Raw genomic sequence first — 17,228 nt, 5'->3', positions numbered from 1 at the left:
CCACAGCTCGGATTTCGTAATGAAATCCGGGCTGATTATTTTTAGTCAAAGCATAAATTTTCAAAGCAGTTACCATCAAATGAGCGAATTAGTTTCAATTATAATCCCAACCTATAATACTGAAAAGTTCATCGAATCGACTTTGCAATCTGTTCAGAAACAAACCTATAAAATATGGGAAATGATTTTGGTAGATGATGCTTCAACAGATCAGACCGTTGCAATAATTGAGAGATATGCTCAAAAAGACGATCGGATAAAACTATTTAAATTATCCAAAAATTCAGGAAATGGTTTTGCAAGAAATGTTGCTGTAGAAAAAGCCACAGGAAAATATATTGCCTATCTCGATGCCGATGATGTATGGCTTCCTGAAAAATTAGAAAAGCAAATAGACTTTTTAAAAGCAAATAATTTACCGTTTACCTTTAGTTTTTATGATTGCATTGATGAAGAGGGGAATAACTTACACAGAAGAGTAGAAGCACCATTGAATCTAACGTACAGACAACTGTTTTTTTGTAATTATGTGGGGAACTTAACCGCGATTTACGATGCCGAATATTTCGGAAAAATTACTTTACCGGCGTCTCAAAAAAGACAGGACTGGCGATTGTGGCTTACGATTGTAAAACAAATTAAAACGACTAAACCCGTTCCCGAACCTTTGGCCTTTTACAGAATCAGAAAAGATTCCATTTCGTCTTCAAAATTCAAGTTGATTAAACACAACTTTGGCGTTTATCGAGATTTCCATGGTTATAATTTTGTGTCTGCTGTTTTCCTGATGATTCGTTTTTTAATCACGCAGTTGTTTATAAAACCAGGATATATAAAAAAGATTTAAATTTATTTCTTAAATCCAATTTTGACTCTTTCAATTTTGTTTTCCTTTTTCTCTGTCATCTCATCTAAATAAGAAAAAACCAATTCATTATTTTTATCGTGATTTTCCAGTTTCTTTTGAATCTGGAGAATGTCGATTTTGATTTCTGGGGTGTCCAAAAGCATTTGTCTCACTTTCGTGAAAATTCGCATAATCTGAATATTGGTCTGAATAGCTTTGTCGCTTTTCAAAACACTGGACAGCATTAAAATTCCATGTTCCGTAAAAACAAAAGGCAAGTATTTTTGATGTGCTCCACGTCCTTTCTTTAAGGTCGCAAATTGCGACCTTAAAGAATCGTGTTCATTTTCAGTAAGTTGAAACATGAAATCTGATGGAAATCGCAATAAATTTCTCTTTACCTGTTCATTTAATCTTTTAGTTTCAACACCATACAACATGGCGAGATCGCTGTCAAGCATTACTTTTTGATTGCGGATAAAGTATATTTTATCAGAAATAGTCTCTTCTGAAAGTAAAGATTGGTTGTCCATAAGTTTTAATTAAAAAAAACAAATCTAAGATTTTATTTATATTACAAGTATGATTTAAATTGCTTTAACTTTCCCCGATTACTTCTTTCTAAAACCATTTTTCTGGTAAAAGTAAAGTTTAAATCAGGTTCTAAATACAAAGCAATAGCTTCTTCTATTTTTTTAATCTGATTGGAATCCAGCTCTTTTGCGCTTACATATTCAATTACAAACGTATCTAATTTAGTTTGTTTGATGATAAATTCTTTTACATTTCCGTCATCTTCAATAATACTTTTGGTAACGTAATAAAAAGTCAGTCCGGGTGATTTTTTTCCGCTTGGTAAAATGGCAATATCGTTGGTTCTTCCGGTAAGTTTTTTCAGAATTGGTTTTTGAAGCGTACTTTTTTCATCTAAAATTCCAATGTCGCCAATATCATATCTGATAAAGGGATTTGCTTTGTTGAATAAAGAAGTAATCACAATTCGGCCTTCTTTTCCATAAGGCAGCACCTGATCGTTTTCATCTAAAATTTCAACAAAAAGAGTTTCCGAATTTACCTGCCATTCGCCTTTCGGATTTTCGAAAGCAATTAAATCCAGTTCGGAAGCTCCGTATTCATTAATAATCGGAATTCCGAATTGTTTTTCAAGGAGTTTTTTATCCGATTCAAAAAGCATTTCCGATGTAACAAAACAAGCTTTCAGGGTCGGGCAAATTTCTTTCAGAACTATATTTTTTTGTTCTAAAAATTTAGCAAATAAAACAATCGAACTTGTATAACCGTTGAGGTAATCGAATTTTTTTGTTCTGAATTTCCGAAGAAACTTTTCTAAAACTTCATCCGATAAATCAAAAACCGGGAATCGAAAACGGCGACTCAAAAAATCTTTAAAACGTTCTTTTTGGTACCCTAAAAAATCCATTGGAATACCATAAAATCTTGCCTGGTATGAATGGTTGAAATCAATTCCAAACCAGCCAAAACGCATACTATTCGAAGCCCAGGTTAAGGCATGGGAATATTTATCTTTCGCAAAAACAAAGGGAGTTCCGCTTGATCCGGAAGTTTTGTTGATGTAGACATTTTTTGAGATGTATCCTTTTGAAAGTCTTTCCTGCAGTGGTTTTTGGAGGTTTTGTTTGTTTAAAACAGGCAAATCTTCCCATCGCTGAACAATTTTATTTCCCGTTAATTCGTTATAAAATGGATTGTTGTGCAAATGGAAATAAACAATTTCATGTTTTTGTCTTTCAATAAATTTTAAAAATTCTTCTTCCGAAAGACGCGTAATGGCATCCAAATCGGCTTTTGCTTTCCTGATCGGAAAACCATTTAATTGAAGCGAAATATCAAAAAGAGAAATCATTTGAGGGATAATTTTCATCAAAAATAATATTATACAATTACTATCGGGGAAGAATCGAGAACTTTTTAAGATTTAATTATTTTTTACGTACAAAAGCAATTATTTTTGCACCACAACTAAATACAACAACACATGACAATTTTATTATTGGGATCAGGCGGAAGAGAGCATGCATTTGCATGGAAAATGATTCAGAGTCCGCTTTGCGAAAAACTTTTTGTTGCACCGGGAAATGCGGGAACTGCCGGCATCGCCACTAATGTTGCAATGTCTCCAACCGATTTTGATGCCATAAAAGCATTTGTATTAAAAGAAAATGTAAAAATGGTTGTCGTTGGCCCGGAAGACCCATTAGTAAAAGGCATTTACGATTATTTTAAAAACGACGAAAGTTTAAAAAATATTCCGGTTATTGGCCCGTCTAAATTAGGCGCACAATTAGAAGGAAGTAAAGAATTCGCAAAAGAATTCCTGATGAAAAATAACATTCCAACTGCTGCATACGACAGTTTTACTGCTGAAACAGTTGAAAAAGGATGTGAATTTTTAGAAACGTTACAGCCTCCGTATGTTTTAAAAGCAGATGGACTGGCAGCCGGAAAAGGAGTGTTGATTATTCAGGACCTTGAAGAAGCCAAAACAGAATTACGAAATATGCTGGTGCACCAGAAATTTGGTGCAGCGAGTTCAAAAGTAGTAATCGAAGAGTTTCTGGACGGAATCGAATTAAGCTGTTTCGTTCTGACGGATGGAAAAAGCTATAAAATTTTGCCAACCGCAAAAGATTACAAAAGAATAGGAGAAGGTGACACTGGATTGAATACAGGCGGAATGGGAGCTGTTTCTCCGGTTCCTTATGTTGATGCTGTTTTAATGGAGAAAATCGAAACACGCATTGTAAAACCAACAATTGAAGGTTTTCAGAAAGACGGAATCGAATATAAAGGATTTGTATTTATTGGTTTGATTAATGTAAAAAATGAGCCAATCGTTATTGAATACAATGTAAGAATGGGTGATCCTGAAACCGAAGTTGTGGTACCGAGGTTAAAATCAGATTTAGTAGAATTGTTTTTGGCTGTTGCAGACCAGAAATTAGATACTTTTGAATTGGAGGTTGATGCAAGAAGCGCAACAACAATCATGGTGGTTTCTGGCGGATATCCTGAAGATTTCGAAAAAGGAAAAGTAATTTCAGGGTTAGAAAATATTACGGATTCTATTGTTTTCCACGCGGGAACAAAATTAGAAGACGGAAGTGTTTTAAGTAACGGAGGCCGTGTATTAACTGTAACTTCTTATGGAGACGACTTTCAACAAGCCATAAAAAAATCTTACCAAAACATAGATAAACTAAATTTTGATAAGATGTATTTTAGAAAAGATATCGGCTTCGACTTACTTTAAAAAAGAGTGAGCCGTAGTATCCTGGTTTTCTGTTCCTGCAGCATCAAAAATGCGTAATTGTTTAATCCAATATACGATTGCTGCAGAACAAATAATCATGAATATCCAGTTAATTGTGTTTGCACCAAACCAGGTAATTAGTTCTAAATGACGTAAAAAGTCAAGTGGAGCAAATAAAATGTTAACGAATAAGTATTGTATTCCTTCAAAAAAAGCTGTCATAATTTATAAAATTATATGTTATTTATTGTTTTGTAACGCATTGAAGACAAAATCCATTTAATAGAATCTTTTTTCAACTTGTTGGTTTTCCTTTTTAAACAAGTATTATATTTACAATCACAAAAGTATAAAATATCCTTATGATAACAAGTGTTTTTAAAAAATCTACACCATTAAATTATTCCCTGGTTGTAATTTTAATACTGGTTTTCTTTTTTCTCTTTCAAATTCAGGAACCATCATGGACGAGTTCTTCATTTTTGGCGTTTCAGAAAATGAGTATTTTGTGTTTTGTTTTCGCTTCTTTTTTTCTGATTAATTTCATCGTAAAAAAGAACGGACTCAGTAAAGACAACGGTTACGCGATATTTTTTTACTTATTGTTTTTATTATTTTTCCCCACCATATTCAATAATCCGAACGTAATATATTCGAACTTTTTTATTTTATTAGCTCTCAGACGATTGATTTCTTTACAATCTCTGAAAGCATCAAAAGAAAAAATATTCGATGCTTCTTTTTGGATTTTAGTAGCTTCTTTATTTCAATTTTGGTGTATTCTTTTCCTGATCTTGGTTTTTATATCGATTATTTTTCACGTTTCACGTGATTACAGAAATTGGGTATTGCCTTTTATTGCACTTTTGGCCGTTGCTGTAATTTTTTTACTGATATCATTAATCTTTCATATTGATGCCATTGAATTTTTCGAGAAACGTGCAGTCGTTGATTTTAGTCTTGATTATTTTAAGAACAATTACGAAAACGGAGCACTTTCGATATACACGGCAGTCGCTTTGTTTTTTGTGTTTTCAATCGTAACAACCATTTCAAACAGGCCTCAAATTGTGCATTCCTCCTACAAAAAAGTCGTTGCCTGCTTTTTCATAGCCGTAATTGTTTTTATTGTTTCTCCGAATAAAAGCAATGATTTGTTGCTGTTTAGTATCGCCCCGTTAACCATTATGGCATCGAGTCATGTAGAATATATGCAGCAAAAACTAAACAACGAAATTGTATTTTATGTACTGATTGCCTGCAGTTTATTTACATTTTTCTCACAACTATAATTTGCTTCCGTAAGCAAGATCGCCTGCATCTCCAAGGCCTGGAACAATATAATTTTTCTCATTCAGTTTTTCGTCTAAAGAAGCAACCCACAGATGACAATTTTCGGGAAGATTTTTTTCGAGGTAGGCAATTCCTTCCGGCGCAGCAATAACGACAACTATATGAATTTCGTTTGGAGTTGCATTCTCAATCAGTTTTTCGTGAACGGCAACAATAGACTGACCCGTTGCCAGCATAGGATCCAGAAGCAAAACGGTTTTATTGTTGAGGTTCGAAAGTGCCTGATATTCAACTAAAATTTCAAAAGTATCATCATTATTCGGATGATGTCTGCAGGCCGAAACAAAGCTGTTTTCAGCATGGTCAAAATAATTTAAAAACCCATTGTGCAGCGGCAATCCGGCTCGTAAAATAGAACACAACACCAAATCTTCACTTATTTCGGTTGTTTTTTTTATACCCAGCGGAGTCTGAATCGCAACCTCTTTATACGATAAAGTTTTGCTCAGTTCATAAGCCATTATTTCGCCAATTCGCTCTATATTTCTTCTGAAACGCATACTGTCGTTCTGAACATTTATATTTCGAATTTGACCTAAAAAATGGTTCAGCACACTGTTTTCTTCAGATATATAATGAATTTTCATATTGAATTTTTAGAATTGTTAGGGAGTAATCTTTATTAATAACGAAAAATTAAACGTTTTTTTCGCACTATAAAAGTATAAAAAGTATCTTTGTATCTCTAAAAAATAAAGACATGTTTTCAAAATTAGCATATTCGGTTTTCGAACAAAGCATCAAAGATTATCACCAGTTTGATAATGTTGATCAACCTGTAAACAACCCTTTTCCAAAAGATAAATTCGAACATTTATTGTATTTAAAAAACTGGATTGACACTGTACAATGGCATTTTGAAGATATTATCCGTGATCCGCAGATTGATCCGGTAGCAGCTTTAACGCTTAAAAGAAGAATTGATGCTTCTAATCAGGAACGTACAGATATGGTAGAATATATCGACAGTTACTTTCTGCAAAAATACAGTGATGTAAAAGTAAAAGATGGTGCAAAAATCAATTCTGAAAGTCCGGCCTGGGCATTTGACAGATTGTCTATTTTGGCATTAAAAATTTATCACATGCATGAAGAAGCCACTCGTGCAGAGGCTTCACAGGAACACAGAGATAAATGTCAGGAAAAATTAAATATTCTTTTGGAACAAAGAAGCGATTTGTCTACGGCAATAGATGATCTGTTGACAGATATCGAAAATGGAGATAAATTCATGAAAGTGTACAAACAAATGAAAATGTACAATGATGATGAATTAAATCCTGTTTTATACCAAAACAAAAAATAGTTTGACAGCAAAATTGCCTAAGACTATCCAACATATAGCCGTCATGAGACTTTCCGCAATGGGAGATGTCGCCATGACGGTTCCTGTTTTACGCGCTTTTGTAAAACAGTATCCGACGGTGAAACTTACCGTAATTTCACGCCCTTTTTTTAAACCTTTTTTTGAAGGAATACCAAATCTTGAATTTTTTGCTTTTGATGAAAAAGAGCGTCACAAAGGTTTTCCAGGACTTTTGAGATTATTTAAAGACATCAAAAAACTCAAAATCGATGCTTTTGCTGATTTACACAATGTGCTGAGATCTAAAGTAGTGAGTTTACTTTTCGCCTTAAGCGGAAAAAAAAGAGCCACAGTTGACAAAGGCCGTGACGGAAAAAAAGAACTAACCCGTGCAGAAAATAAAATTTTCAAACAACTGCCTACCATGTTCGAAAGACATGCAAAAGTGTTTGAAGAAATTGGTTTTCCTGTAAATTTATCCCATCCCGAGTTTCCAAAAAAAGCGGTTTTAAGCGCAGAAATCACAAATTTAGTTGGAGAAAATTATCAAAAACTAATCGGAATTGCGCCGTTTGCACAATACGATTCTAAAGTATATCCTTTGGATTTAATGCAGGAAGTCATTTCAAAATTGGCGGAAACGAAAGAGCAGACTGTTTTGCTCTTCGGAGGAGGGAAAAAAGAAATTGAAATCCTGGATTCACTTTCGGAACCTTTTAAAAATGTAATAAACGTTGCCGGTAAAATTAAATTTCAACAGGAATTAAAATTGATCAGTAATCTCGATGTCATGCTTTCAATGGATTCCGGAAATGCGCACATTGCTGCAATGTTGGGCGTTAAAGTGATTACGCTTTGGGGCGCCACGCATCCTTACGCGGGATTTTTACCGTTCAATCAAAGTCCTGAAAATGCTTTGCTTTCAGATAGAAATGCGTACCCACAATTACCAACATCTGTTTATGGAAATAAAGTAGTGGAAGGTTATGAAGAAGCAATGAGAACTATTTCTCCAAAGAAAATAGTTAAGAAGATTCAAAATTTACTTTAAATTTCAATAAAAAAAATCCAAATTCCAACTTAGATTGGAATTTGGATTTTTTTTTATTTTGGAATTTCAACAACTAAACGTCATCAAAATCTACGTAAATAGTATCTGATGTTGGATGCGCCTGACAGGTTAAAACTAATCCCGAAGCGATTTCCCCGTCGGTTAAAATGGAGTTTTTAGTCATTTCGGCAGTTCCGGATGTGATTCGGGCCAGACAGCTGCTGCAAATTCCGCCCTGGCAGGAATAGGGAGCGTCAATTCCTTGTTTTAAGGCGGCGTCAAGAATAGTTTGTTTTTGAGACATTTCAAAAGTAACTTCATCATCATCCACTAAAACGGTAATTTTTGTGTGACCTTCTAATGAAGTACTGATTTGATTTTCCTGAGTAGAAGACGTAAAAAGTTCAAATTTAATGGCTGATTCTTTTATGTTTTTCTCCTTAAGAATTCCCGACACAGTATCGATCATTTCTTCCGGACCACATAAGAAGAATTTATCAAACTGTAATTCTTTGTGTTTGTTATTCAATACAAAATTCACAGCCGATTTCTCAATTCTGCCAAACAATGCATTTTCGGCTTTGGCCTGACTAAAGACATAATGTACAAATAAACGTCCTACATATTGTAATTGCAGATCGTGTAATTCCTGGTGAAAGATTGTTTCTTCCGGAGTTCTGTTTCCGTAAACCAATACAAATGAACTTTTCGGTTCACTTTTCAAAACCGATTTTATTATGGAAAGAACAGGAGTGATTCCGCTTCCTGCTACAAAAGCAGCATAATTTTTTTGTCTATCAGCATCCGGCTCAAAGGTAAATTTTCCTTCCGGATGGCCCACTTCAAGAACATCTCCGGCTTTTAATTTGGTATTTGCAAATTGCGAGAACAAACCATTTTTAACGGCTTTTACGGCAATTCTTAGTTCACCGCTTTCTGGCGCGGAACAAATAGAGTAAGCACGTCTAATTTCTTGATTATCAAGAGTTAGTTTTAAGTTTATATACTGTCCGGCAATAAATTTATAATCCGGTTTTAGTTCTTCGGGAACATTAAAAAGCACAGAAACCGCATCGGCAGTTTCGCGTTTTACCTCTTTAATTATGAGTTTTAAAAATGAAGGCATGATGTTATATTTTCTGCAAAAATAGCAAAGAAGACCTAATTGACGGTTACTTAATTATTTTTTTTAACTTTTTTTGTAACGTTTACATATATTTGATCTCTTACTATAAAACTGAAAACCAAAGAACCATGATTAAAAAGTTTATTTACCTCGAATGGAAAGCCTTTACCAGATCTGCCTCGTTTGGCGCAAATCTGGCAATGAAAATTCTGATAGGGTTTTTGATGATTTATTTTTCTATTATTTTTATCGGAATGGGGGTTGGAGCCTTTTATATCCTAAAGAAATTGAATCTTGAACCATTAAGTACAGTCAATAAATTTCTGATTTATTATTTTTTATTTGATTTAGTAATTCGCTTACTGATGCAGGCTATTCCGGTACTGAACATAAAACCGTTGTTGGTTCTGCCTTTCAAAAAACCAACAATCGTTCATTTTTCGCTGGGAAAAACAGCCTTATCTTTTTTCAATTGGGTGCATGCTTTTTTCTTCCTTCCTTTCTCGATCGTACTGGCTATTGAAGGATACGATATAGTGGGAATTATTGTTTGGCACTTCGCTATTTTATCCCTGATTTATATCAACAATTTCCTGAATATTATTTTGAGTAATATCGACAAATTATTTGTGGTTTTTATCGGAATCATTTTGGCTTTAGGAGCCGCACAATATTATAAGATATTTGATATAACCACTTTTACTGCACCTTTTTTTCAAGGACTTTACAACATCAAATGGCTTGTTTTTATTCCTGTTTTAATCTTAATTGGATTGTACGCCTTTACCTTTAAATATTTTAAAAACAATTTATATCTGGATGCCGGACTTTCTAAAAAAGAAGATATCGCGACAACCGAAAACCTTTCCTGGCTAAACCAATTTGGAACCCTGGGAACATTTCTTAAAAATGATATTAAACTGATTAAAAGAAACAAAAGATCGAAAACAACCATCCTGATGAGTGTCCTCTTTTTGTTTTATGGTTTGATATTCTTTGGAAATTCTCACCAGCCTGCAGTAATGCATATTTTTGCCGGAATATTTGTTTCCGGTGGATTTCTGTTTGTCTTCGGACAATTTGTACCCAGCTGGGATAGCTCTTATTACCAATTAATGATGACTCAGAATATACCGTATCGCGGGTACATTACTTCAAAATGGTGGCTGGTTGTTATTGCCACTTTTATTTCGACAATTTTAGCCTCATTTTATCTTTTTTACGGATGGGAAATATATTTAACGATTGTTGTCGGGGCGATTTATAATATTGGAGTTAATTCACATCTGGTACTTTTAGGAGGAGCATTTACCAAAACTCCAATTGATTTAAGTAATGCCGGAGGCGCTTTTGGTGACAAAAAAGCTTTCAACGTTAATGCGATGTTACTGACTTTACCAAAATTATTACTGCCCGTAGCATTGTATGGTTTAGGACTTTATCTGGGGGATAAAACACTCGGATTATTGTTAGTGGCAGGAGCTGGATTTTTAGGTTTTATCTTAAGAAACAAGGTCTTCTCCTTAATTGAAAAAAGATACAAAATGGAGAAATACAGTACGATAAGTGCTTATAAACAGAAGAGTTAAAAAGAGTAAATTAGGAAATGTGCCAATTTGATAATTAGATAATTTTTTATCGTGAAACAAAACAAAATTAACGATAGATTTTTAATCTAAAATCAATAATCAGCAATCAGTAATCTAAAATCAACAATCTAAAATCTAAAATTACCATGATACAAGTAAATCAACTTTCAAAGATATATAACGGAACAACAGTCTTAAATATAGATAATCTTGAAATCCCAAAAGGGCAGAGTTTCGGATTAGTCGGAAATAACGGAGCCGGGAAAACCACTTTTTTCAGTTTATTGTTAGACTTGATCCAGCCTTCAACAGGAAATATTAGAAGTAACGATATTCAGGTGAATACAAATGAAAACTGGAAATCTTTTACAGGCTCTTTTTTAGATGAAAGTTTTCTGATCGGTTATTTAACTCCAGAAGAATATTTTTATTTTATTGGCGATTTACGTCATCAGAATAAAGCGGACGTTGATGCTTTATTAGCCAGACACGAAGAGTTTTTTAATGGAGAAATCCTGAAGAACAAAAAATATTTGCGTGATTTGTCAAAAGGAAATCAAAAGAAAGTAGGGATAATTGCAACCCTTATTGGTCATCCCGAGGTAATTATTCTGGACGAGCCTTTTGCTAATTTAGATCCGACTACGGTAAGCAGATTAAAAAAAATCATCAAGGACCTGGCTGAAGATCCAAACGTAACCGTTTTGGTTTCAAGTCATGATTTACAGCATACAGTAGAGGTTTGTGATCGAATTGTAGCACTGAATAAAGGAGAAATTGTAAAAGATATTCAGACATCAAAAGAAACCTTACAGGAACTGGAATTGTTTTTTGCGGTATAAGTTTCCATATTACAAAAAGAAGCGTATTTTTACAAGTCATTATACTAAAAATCGTTTTTAGAAGTTAAATGATTTAAACTCTTTTCTATTGAAAAAGAATACTCTTAAATATAGTTTTTACCTGGTGTTTTTCTTCTTTTTGATAGCTTGTTCTACCAAAAAAAACACTTTTTTATCGCGGAATTCACATGCTTTAAGTACAAAATATAATATTTTGTACAATGGCGGTATTGGTCTGGACAAGGGTTTAAAATCTATTCAGGGCAATAATCAGGATAATTTCTGGAAAATGCTGCCGATTGAAAAAATGCAGGTTGACGAAGGTTTTGCGGATGAGAACAAGGCTAAAAATCCTGATTTTGAAAAAGCGGAAACAAAGGCAACAAAAGCCATTCAGAAGCATTCTATGAACATTGGCGGAAGGGAAAAAAACTCACAAATGGATGAAGCTTATCTGATGCTCGGAAAAGCCAGATATTATGATCAGCGTTTTATTCCGGCTTTAGAAGCATTCAATTATATTTTATACAAATATCCAAACAGCAGTAATATTTATACCGCAAAAATCTGGCGCGAGAAAACCAATATGCGTCTGGGAAATGATGGAATTGTAATTAAAAACATTAAACTCTTATTAAAAAATACGGACTTAGACAAGCAGACTTTTTCGGATGCCAATGCTTTGCTGGCCGAGGCTTTTTTAAATTTAGAAGAAAAAGACAGTGCCGTTACCAAACTTAAAATTGCAGAAGATTTTAGCAGGATAAACGAAGACAAAGCCCGTTACCGTTTTATTTTGGGGCAAATGTATCAGGAACAAGGAAAAAAAGACAGTGCCATTTATTATTATGACGGAGTCATTGATATGAATCGAAAAGCAGATCGTAAATACATGATGCATGCCTACGCTAAAAAAGCGCAGTTGTATGATTATGAAAACGGTAATGACACCATATTCCTAAAAACCTACAACAAACTGACGGCAGATCGGGAAAACAGACCCTATTACGATGTCTTGTTTTATGAAATGGGGGTTTTTTATGATAAAAAGAAAGAACAGGAAAATGCGCTGAAATTCTATAATAAATCATTGGCCAGAAAATCGAAAGACCCTTATTTAGTGGCTTCCGCTTATCGAAATATTGGAAATATGTATTTTAAAGATACAGACTATACGATGGCTGCAAAATACTACGACAGCACCTTGGTAAAGTTAGATCCAAAAAGCAGGGAGTATACTTTTATAGAAAAAAACAGAAAAAACCTGGATGACGTTATTAGATACGAAGGAATTGCAAAACGCAATGATAGTATTATAATGGTGTATGGTTTGCCTGCTCCGGACAGAAAAATTTATTTTGAAAATTACATTGCCGAGCTTAAGAAAAAAGACGAAGCCAAACGCATTCTCGAAGAAAAGGAAAAAGAAAAACTTGCAAATATAGAACGCAATACCAAAGAAGACAGCGGTCCAACTGCCTTAAATCCTCAATCCCAACCCGGAATTACGCCACCCGGAGTCGGAGCTTTTAATCCTCCAACAGGGAACGAGCCGACAAGCACCTTTTATTTTTATAACCCAACAACAGTGGCTTACGGTAAATTGCAATTTAAAAAAACCTGGGGAAACAGAATTTTAGGAGGGTATTGGAGGATGGCTTCGGCAAAAGCAGCAAATGATGATGCACTATTAAAAGAAGCCGCGGAAATCAATGGAGATTCTATAAATGCAGTAAAAAAAGATTCTATAATTATAGAAAAATATACCACAGCATTTTATGAAAAACAGCTCCCAACAACTCAACCCGCAATGGACAGTATTGGCAAAGAACGCAATTTTGCCTACTATCAGTTAGGACTTATTTATAAAGAAAAATTTAAAGAAAATAAATTAGCGAGTGACAAGCTGGAGCAATTGTTAAAAAACAATCCGGAGGAAAAATTAATTTTACCGGTTATGTATAATTTGTATAAGATTTATGAAATTACAGATCCGGCAAAAGCGCAAACGATAAAAGCAAATATTACAGCTACATATCCGAATTCGAGATATGCCCAGATTTTAAACAATACCAATAACGAAGATTTAGCCTCACCGGAAAAGGAATATCATAAATGGTATAAACTTTTTCAGGAAGAACAATTTGATGTGATACTGGATAATATAGATAACTTAATCAATCAATATTCCGGAGACGAAATTGTTTCTAAATATGAATTACTGAAAGCAAATACTTTAGGGAAAGTAAACGGTTTGGCGGCTTATAAAAAAGGGTTAGAATCAGTTGCAGATAATTATCCGAATAGTGTTGAAGGCAAAAATGCGCGTGAAATTTTAGAGAAACAGGTTCCGGGATTAGAAAAACTTGATTTTACAGCAGTTGATGGTAAAAACTGGAAAATTTTATATTTAATTTCTAATAACGATTCGAAATCGCTTCAAAAAATTGAAGAAGCACTGAAAGTATTTTTGTTAGTTGAAAATTATGAGAGACTTACAACTTCTGTGGATAAATACAATAAAACCCAAAAATTTGTAGTTATTCATGGTATGAAGTCTGAAGCTTATGCTAATGATCTTGCAGGTGTTTTCAGAGATGATAAAAAGTATAAAATCGCAAATCCGGCCATTATTATTTCAAGTGACAACTATAAAATAATTCAAATTAAAAAGAATCTTGAAGCTTATTTAGCTCCGAAAAATCCATAATATAATGTTTGATAAAGCCAAAAAAAACGGAACCGAACTTTTAGGAAAAACCAATAGGATTGTAGAAGGCACATCGATTATTGGCGATATAGTATCAAAAGCTGATTTTAGATTGGATGGAGAATTGATAGGAAATTTTACGTCGCAAGGAAAACTGGTTATTGGAATGTCAGGTGTTGTGAAAGGAGAAATCGTTTGTAATAATGCTGATATTGAAGGAGTTTTTCAGGGAAAAATAAAAGTTTTGGAAATCCTTAATATAAAAGCGACAGCGCATATTCATGGAGAAGTTGCTGTTGGAAAATTATCTATAGAACCAGGAGCCGATTTTACTGCTACTTGTACCATGCTAACCAATAATAAAGAAGTATCTATAAAAGATGGAAAAGGAACCGAAGAAAAGCTCAAGCAATAAATGGTTAGTATTTGTTAATATCCCCATTCAAATGGGAATCATTATTTTTATATTTTCCTATTTGGGAGTGAAGTTAGATCAGAAGTATTCAAATGGTGGTTCTTTGTGGACAATTATTTTTTCTTTATTTTCGGTTTTTTTAGCACTTTATAATGTTTTAAGACAAGTAAAAAATTTGAATAAATAATGAACAAAACTATCGATTTTCTAAAGTATTTCCTCCCTTTCTCTATTGTATTATTTGTTGCGCAATATTTTGCCATGCAATTCTTATCAGACAAATTTGTGTTCTTGTATTCCGCGTGGAGTATTTATTTATTTAATATTGTCGCAACTTTTTTGGTATATCTATTTTTGATTTTTGTAAACAATAACTTTGCAAATTATACCGGATTCGCTTTCCTTGGTGCCAGCTTTTTTAGAATGATGTTGGCCATCATTTTTTTAATTCCTTTAATAAAGGGAGATGTAAAAAGTCCGATTGTAGATTTAAGTACATTCTTTATCCCTTATTTTTTATTTTTGCTTTTCGAAACATATTTCACAATTCGCTTAATAAACAAAGGTTAATTGCTTTATTAGCAGTAAGGTTGGTTGTAAAAAATCTAAATATTAAAAATTACACCCATAAATTTTCAATTTTCAATTTTAAATGTACCTTTGCAAAAAATTTTTGGAACCTAAAATTAGATACAGATTTAATAATGATAATTTCAAATAAACCAGTCCAGTACTTATTAGTTAGCTTATTAGCACTTACTTCGTCGATTAATTTCGCTTCAACTCCTGTTGATACTGTTTCTGTGAAACATGAAACTGTTGAGTCAACAGAAGCAAGTCATTCAGCAAGTAGTCATGGAGAATCTGTTGGTCACGAAATAGAAAAAGAATTCAATGCTAGTGACTTGATCAATTCGCATATTGGAGATTCTCACGATTTTCATATTGCTGACTGGGATGGTCATCCTGTTTCTTTTAGCCTTCCAGTTATTTTATGGACAAATAGCGGATTGGAAATTTTTTCATCTGCAAAATTTCACCACGATAATTCAGGTGAGCATTTAGTTGATATTAATGGTCAGAAATTAGTTCGTTATAAAGAAATAATTTTTTATGCTGAAAAATTTGAAGAAATGACAGCAGATCAAAGAGACAATGGAGCTTTTGCTTTTGATGCAAGACCTTTAGATTTCTCCATTACTAAAAATGTGTTTTCAATGTTGATGTCTGCAATTATTTTGTTTTTCTTGTTTTTTGCAGTTGCAAGATCATATAAGAAAAACCCAAATGCACCAAAAGGATTAGCAGGATTTTTAGAGCCGTTAGTTACTTTTGTTAGAGACGAAATTGCTGTTCCAAATATTGGTACAAAAAAGGCTGGAAAATATATGCCATACCTTTTGACAATCTTTTTCTTTATTTGGATTAATAACCTTATTGGATTAATTCCTTTTTTCCCATTCAGTTCTAACTTAACAGGTAATATCTACTTTACATTTGTAATGGCGTTTATTACTTTTATAGTTACAACTTTAAGCGGAAACAAATCTTACTGGGGACATATTTTCAACACACCAGGAGTTCCTGTATGGTTGGCTCCAATTATGATTCCTGTAGAAATTATCGGAATGTTGACTAAACCATTTGCACTAATGATTCGTTTATTCGCAAACATTACTGCTGGTCACATTATCATTTTGAGTTTAGTTTCTTTGATTTTCATTTTCAAAAGTATTGCTGTTGGACCTGTTGCCGGAGCATTCGTATTGTTCATGAGTGTTTTAGAAATGTTAGTTGCTGCTTTGCAGGCGTATGTATTTACTTTGCTTTCAGCATTATTTATTGGTCAGGCTGTTGAAGAGCACGATCATCATTAATTAGAGTTTTATTAATTATTAACTATATAAATTTATTATTATGGTATTAGCTGGAATCGGAGCTGGATTAGCTGTAATTGGTGCAGGTCTTGGTATTGGAAAAATTGGTGGTTCTGCAATGGACGCTATTGCTCGTCAACCAGAAGCTGCTGGAAAAATCCAGACTGCTATGATTATTGCTGCTGCACTTATTGAAGGTGTTGCTCTTTTCGCAGTAGTTGTTGCGTTAATCGCAAAATAATTTACATTTAAAACTTCCTGTAGCGGTTGGCTTCAGGAAGTTTTTTAAAAAAAAACTACAAAACAATTTTTAAATATATACTGTTATGCAATTAACTTCACCAGAAAGTTTAATTTTTTGGACAACAATTATCTTTATTGTTTTCTTCATTCTTTTGGCAAAATTTGCTTGGAAACCTATTTTAGGTGCTGTAAAAAGCCGTGAGGAATCTATTAACAATGCTTTGGCATCTGCAGAAGCAGCACGTTTAGAAATGCAAAATTTAACTGCTGATAATGAGCGTATCTTAAGAGAAGCTCGTGCAGAACGTGATGCTATGTTGAAAGAAGCTCGTGAAATGAAAGAGCAAATAATTGCTGATTCTAAAAATGAAGCGCAGGAGCAAGGTCAAAAATTGATCGCACAAGCAAAAGCGGCGATCGAAAATGAAAAAAATGCTGCTATGGCTGAATTGAAATTACAAGTTTCAACTTTATCATTAAGCATTGCTGAAAAATTATTGAAAGATGAATTATCTAACAAAGAATCTCAAACTAAATTAGTGGAGAAAATGTTAGGTGATGTAAAGTTAAACTAAGA

Annotated in this window: 18 protein-coding genes; 13 read left to right on the top strand and 5 right to left on the bottom strand. The window is 33.6% G+C overall.

The features are described from left to right. The first annotated feature begins 79 nt into the window (after positions 1 to 79). The gene (locus tag HAV12_RS00845; RefSeq protein ID WP_171568063.1) at positions 80 to 847 is read left to right on the top strand and encodes a glycosyltransferase family 2 protein; all 768 of its coding nucleotides are present in this window, start codon (positions 80 to 82) and stop codon (positions 845 to 847) included. Positions 848 to 849: 2 nt separating this feature from the next. Here the strand turns inward: HAV12_RS00845 and HAV12_RS00840 are convergent, their stop codons facing one another. Together HAV12_RS00840 and HAV12_RS00835 are read right to left on the bottom strand one after the other, a co-directional pair. Further along, complete coding sequence (locus HAV12_RS00840; RefSeq protein ID WP_171568062.1) at positions 850 to 1,380, bottom strand: ORF6N domain-containing protein; 531 nt, start codon at positions 1,378 to 1,380, stop codon at positions 850 to 852. Positions 1,381 to 1,421: 41 nt separating this feature from the next. Continuing rightward, the gene (locus tag HAV12_RS00835) at positions 1,422 to 2,732 is read right to left on the bottom strand and encodes a phenylacetate--CoA ligase family protein (RefSeq protein WP_171571612.1); all 1,311 of its coding nucleotides are present in this window, start codon (positions 2,730 to 2,732) and stop codon (positions 1,422 to 1,424) included. A gap of 132 nt (positions 2,733 to 2,864) precedes the next feature. Between HAV12_RS00835 and purD the strand changes: the two genes are divergently transcribed. Then, a complete protein-coding gene (gene purD / locus HAV12_RS00830; RefSeq protein ID WP_171568061.1) occupies positions 2,865 to 4,139 on the top strand; it encodes a phosphoribosylamine--glycine ligase in 1,275 nt (424 codons plus the stop codon). On the opposite strand, the gene HAV12_RS00825 is transcribed toward purD, so the two are convergent. Beyond that, a complete protein-coding gene (locus tag HAV12_RS00825; protein ID WP_171568060.1) occupies positions 4,131 to 4,361 on the bottom strand; it encodes a uracil phosphoribosyltransferase in 231 nt (76 codons plus the stop codon). The genes purD and HAV12_RS00825 overlap by 9 nt on opposite strands. Before the next feature lie 140 nt (positions 4,362 to 4,501). Here HAV12_RS00825 and HAV12_RS00820 point away from each other — a divergent pair, with 140 nt between their 5' ends. Beyond that, positions 4,502 to 5,431 (top strand): DUF6427 family protein, encoded by a 930-nt coding sequence (locus HAV12_RS00820; RefSeq protein ID WP_171568059.1) that lies wholly within the window; start codon positions 4,502 to 4,504, stop codon positions 5,429 to 5,431. Here the strand turns inward: HAV12_RS00820 and upp are convergent. Then, entirely contained in the window at positions 5,426 to 6,079 is a 654-nt protein-coding gene (gene upp, locus HAV12_RS00815; RefSeq protein WP_171568058.1) for a uracil phosphoribosyltransferase, read from the bottom strand. The genes HAV12_RS00820 and upp overlap by 6 nt on opposite strands. Before the next feature lie 113 nt (positions 6,080 to 6,192). On the opposite strand from upp, the gene HAV12_RS00810 reads away from it, so the two are divergent. Together HAV12_RS00810 and HAV12_RS00805 are read left to right on the top strand one after the other, a co-directional pair. After that, the gene (locus HAV12_RS00810) at positions 6,193 to 6,798 is read left to right on the top strand and encodes a DUF4254 domain-containing protein (RefSeq protein ID WP_171568057.1); all 606 of its coding nucleotides are present in this window, start codon (positions 6,193 to 6,195) and stop codon (positions 6,796 to 6,798) included. A 43-nt stretch (positions 6,799 to 6,841) separates the two neighbouring features. Next, positions 6,842 to 7,849, top strand: coding sequence for a glycosyltransferase family 9 protein (locus HAV12_RS00805; RefSeq protein ID WP_171571611.1), 1,008 nt, complete (start codon positions 6,842 to 6,844; stop codon positions 7,847 to 7,849). Positions 7,850 to 7,922: 73 nt separating this feature from the next. Here HAV12_RS00805 and HAV12_RS23010 read toward each other — a convergent pair whose 3' ends face one another. Further along, positions 7,923 to 8,975, bottom strand: coding sequence for a ferredoxin--NADP reductase (locus tag HAV12_RS23010; protein ID WP_171568056.1), 1,053 nt, complete (start codon positions 8,973 to 8,975; stop codon positions 7,923 to 7,925). 128 nt (positions 8,976 to 9,103) lie between these two features. Between HAV12_RS23010 and HAV12_RS00795 the strand changes: the two genes are divergently transcribed. From HAV12_RS00795 to HAV12_RS00760, 8 genes are all read left to right on the top strand, one after another. Beyond that, positions 9,104 to 10,564, top strand: coding sequence for a DUF5687 family protein (locus HAV12_RS00795; protein WP_132032784.1), 1,461 nt, complete (start codon positions 9,104 to 9,106; stop codon positions 10,562 to 10,564). A 146-nt stretch (positions 10,565 to 10,710) separates the two neighbouring features. Further along, the gene (locus tag HAV12_RS00790) at positions 10,711 to 11,406 is read left to right on the top strand and encodes an ABC transporter ATP-binding protein (protein WP_171568055.1); all 696 of its coding nucleotides are present in this window, start codon (positions 10,711 to 10,713) and stop codon (positions 11,404 to 11,406) included. An 88-nt stretch (positions 11,407 to 11,494) separates the two neighbouring features. Continuing rightward, positions 11,495 to 14,116, top strand: coding sequence for a lipopolysaccharide assembly protein LapB (locus HAV12_RS00785; RefSeq protein WP_171568054.1), 2,622 nt, complete (start codon positions 11,495 to 11,497; stop codon positions 14,114 to 14,116). A 4-nt stretch (positions 14,117 to 14,120) separates the two neighbouring features. Then, the gene (locus HAV12_RS00780) at positions 14,121 to 14,531 is read left to right on the top strand and encodes a polymer-forming cytoskeletal protein (RefSeq protein WP_171568053.1); all 411 of its coding nucleotides are present in this window, start codon (positions 14,121 to 14,123) and stop codon (positions 14,529 to 14,531) included. Further along, positions 14,497 to 14,718 (top strand): AtpZ/AtpI family protein, encoded by a 222-nt coding sequence (locus tag HAV12_RS00775; RefSeq protein WP_171568052.1) that lies wholly within the window; start codon positions 14,497 to 14,499, stop codon positions 14,716 to 14,718. Before HAV12_RS00780 ends, HAV12_RS00775 begins: the two co-directional genes overlap by 35 nt. 517 nt (positions 14,719 to 15,235) lie before the next feature. Further along, the gene (atpB, locus tag HAV12_RS00770; RefSeq protein ID WP_171571609.1) at positions 15,236 to 16,408 is read left to right on the top strand and encodes a F0F1 ATP synthase subunit A; all 1,173 of its coding nucleotides are present in this window, start codon (positions 15,236 to 15,238) and stop codon (positions 16,406 to 16,408) included. A gap of 40 nt (positions 16,409 to 16,448) precedes the next feature. Further along, positions 16,449 to 16,649 (top strand): ATP synthase F0 subunit C, encoded by a 201-nt coding sequence (gene atpE / locus HAV12_RS00765; protein WP_031453874.1) that lies wholly within the window; start codon positions 16,449 to 16,451, stop codon positions 16,647 to 16,649. Positions 16,650 to 16,734: 85 nt separating this feature from the next. Beyond that, positions 16,735 to 17,226: a F0F1 ATP synthase subunit B gene (locus HAV12_RS00760; protein WP_171568051.1), complete on the top strand. Its 492-nt coding sequence runs from the start codon at positions 16,735 to 16,737 to the stop codon at positions 17,224 to 17,226. Positions 17,227 to 17,228 lie beyond the last annotated feature (2 nt).

Origin of the sequence: Flavobacterium sp. CLA17 (assembly GCF_013112255.2) — a bacterium.
Taxonomy (GTDB): Bacteria; Bacteroidota; Bacteroidia; order Flavobacteriales; family Flavobacteriaceae; genus Flavobacterium; species Flavobacterium circumlabens.
The sequence above is the reverse complement of the archived record's forward strand: the minus strand, read 5'-3'. Positions and strand labels throughout refer to the sequence as shown.

Bases quoted from the DNA above. Each gene is read 5' to 3' on its own strand.
- HAV12_RS00840 (WP_171568062.1), bottom strand. From the start codon at position 1,380: ATGGACAACCAATCTTTACTTTCAGAAGAGACTATTTCTGATAAAATA.
- HAV12_RS00760 (WP_171568051.1), top strand. From the start codon at position 16,735: ATGCAATTAACTTCACCAGAAAGTTTAATTTTTTGGACAACAATTATC.
- atpE (WP_031453874.1), top strand. From the start codon at position 16,449: ATGGTATTAGCTGGAATCGGAGCTGGATTAGCTGTAATTGGTGCAGGT.
- HAV12_RS00810 (WP_171568057.1), top strand. From the start codon at position 6,193: ATGTTTTCAAAATTAGCATATTCGGTTTTCGAACAAAGCATCAAAGAT.
- purD (WP_171568061.1), top strand. From the start codon at position 2,865: ATGACAATTTTATTATTGGGATCAGGCGGAAGAGAGCATGCATTTGCA.
- HAV12_RS00780 (WP_171568053.1), top strand. From the start codon at position 14,121: ATGTTTGATAAAGCCAAAAAAAACGGAACCGAACTTTTAGGAAAAACC.
- HAV12_RS00795 (WP_132032784.1), top strand. From the start codon at position 9,104: ATGATTAAAAAGTTTATTTACCTCGAATGGAAAGCCTTTACCAGATCT.
- HAV12_RS00805 (WP_171571611.1), top strand. From the start codon at position 6,842: ATGAGACTTTCCGCAATGGGAGATGTCGCCATGACGGTTCCTGTTTTA.
- HAV12_RS00790 (WP_171568055.1), top strand. From the start codon at position 10,711: ATGATACAAGTAAATCAACTTTCAAAGATATATAACGGAACAACAGTC.
- upp (WP_171568058.1), bottom strand. From the start codon at position 6,079: ATGAAAATTCATTATATATCTGAAGAAAACAGTGTGCTGAACCATTTT.
- HAV12_RS00775 (WP_171568052.1), top strand. From the start codon at position 14,497: ATGGAAAAGGAACCGAAGAAAAGCTCAAGCAATAAATGGTTAGTATTT.
- HAV12_RS23010 (WP_171568056.1), bottom strand. From the start codon at position 8,975: ATGCCTTCATTTTTAAAACTCATAATTAAAGAGGTAAAACGCGAAACT.
- HAV12_RS00825 (WP_171568060.1), bottom strand. From the start codon at position 4,361: ATGACAGCTTTTTTTGAAGGAATACAATACTTATTCGTTAACATTTTA.
- atpB (WP_171571609.1), top strand. From the start codon at position 15,236: ATGATAATTTCAAATAAACCAGTCCAGTACTTATTAGTTAGCTTATTA.
- HAV12_RS00835 (WP_171571612.1), bottom strand. From the start codon at position 2,732: ATGATTTCTCTTTTTGATATTTCGCTTCAATTAAATGGTTTTCCGATC.
- HAV12_RS00820 (WP_171568059.1), top strand. From the start codon at position 4,502: ATGATAACAAGTGTTTTTAAAAAATCTACACCATTAAATTATTCCCTG.
- HAV12_RS00845 (WP_171568063.1), top strand. From the start codon at position 80: ATGAGCGAATTAGTTTCAATTATAATCCCAACCTATAATACTGAAAAG.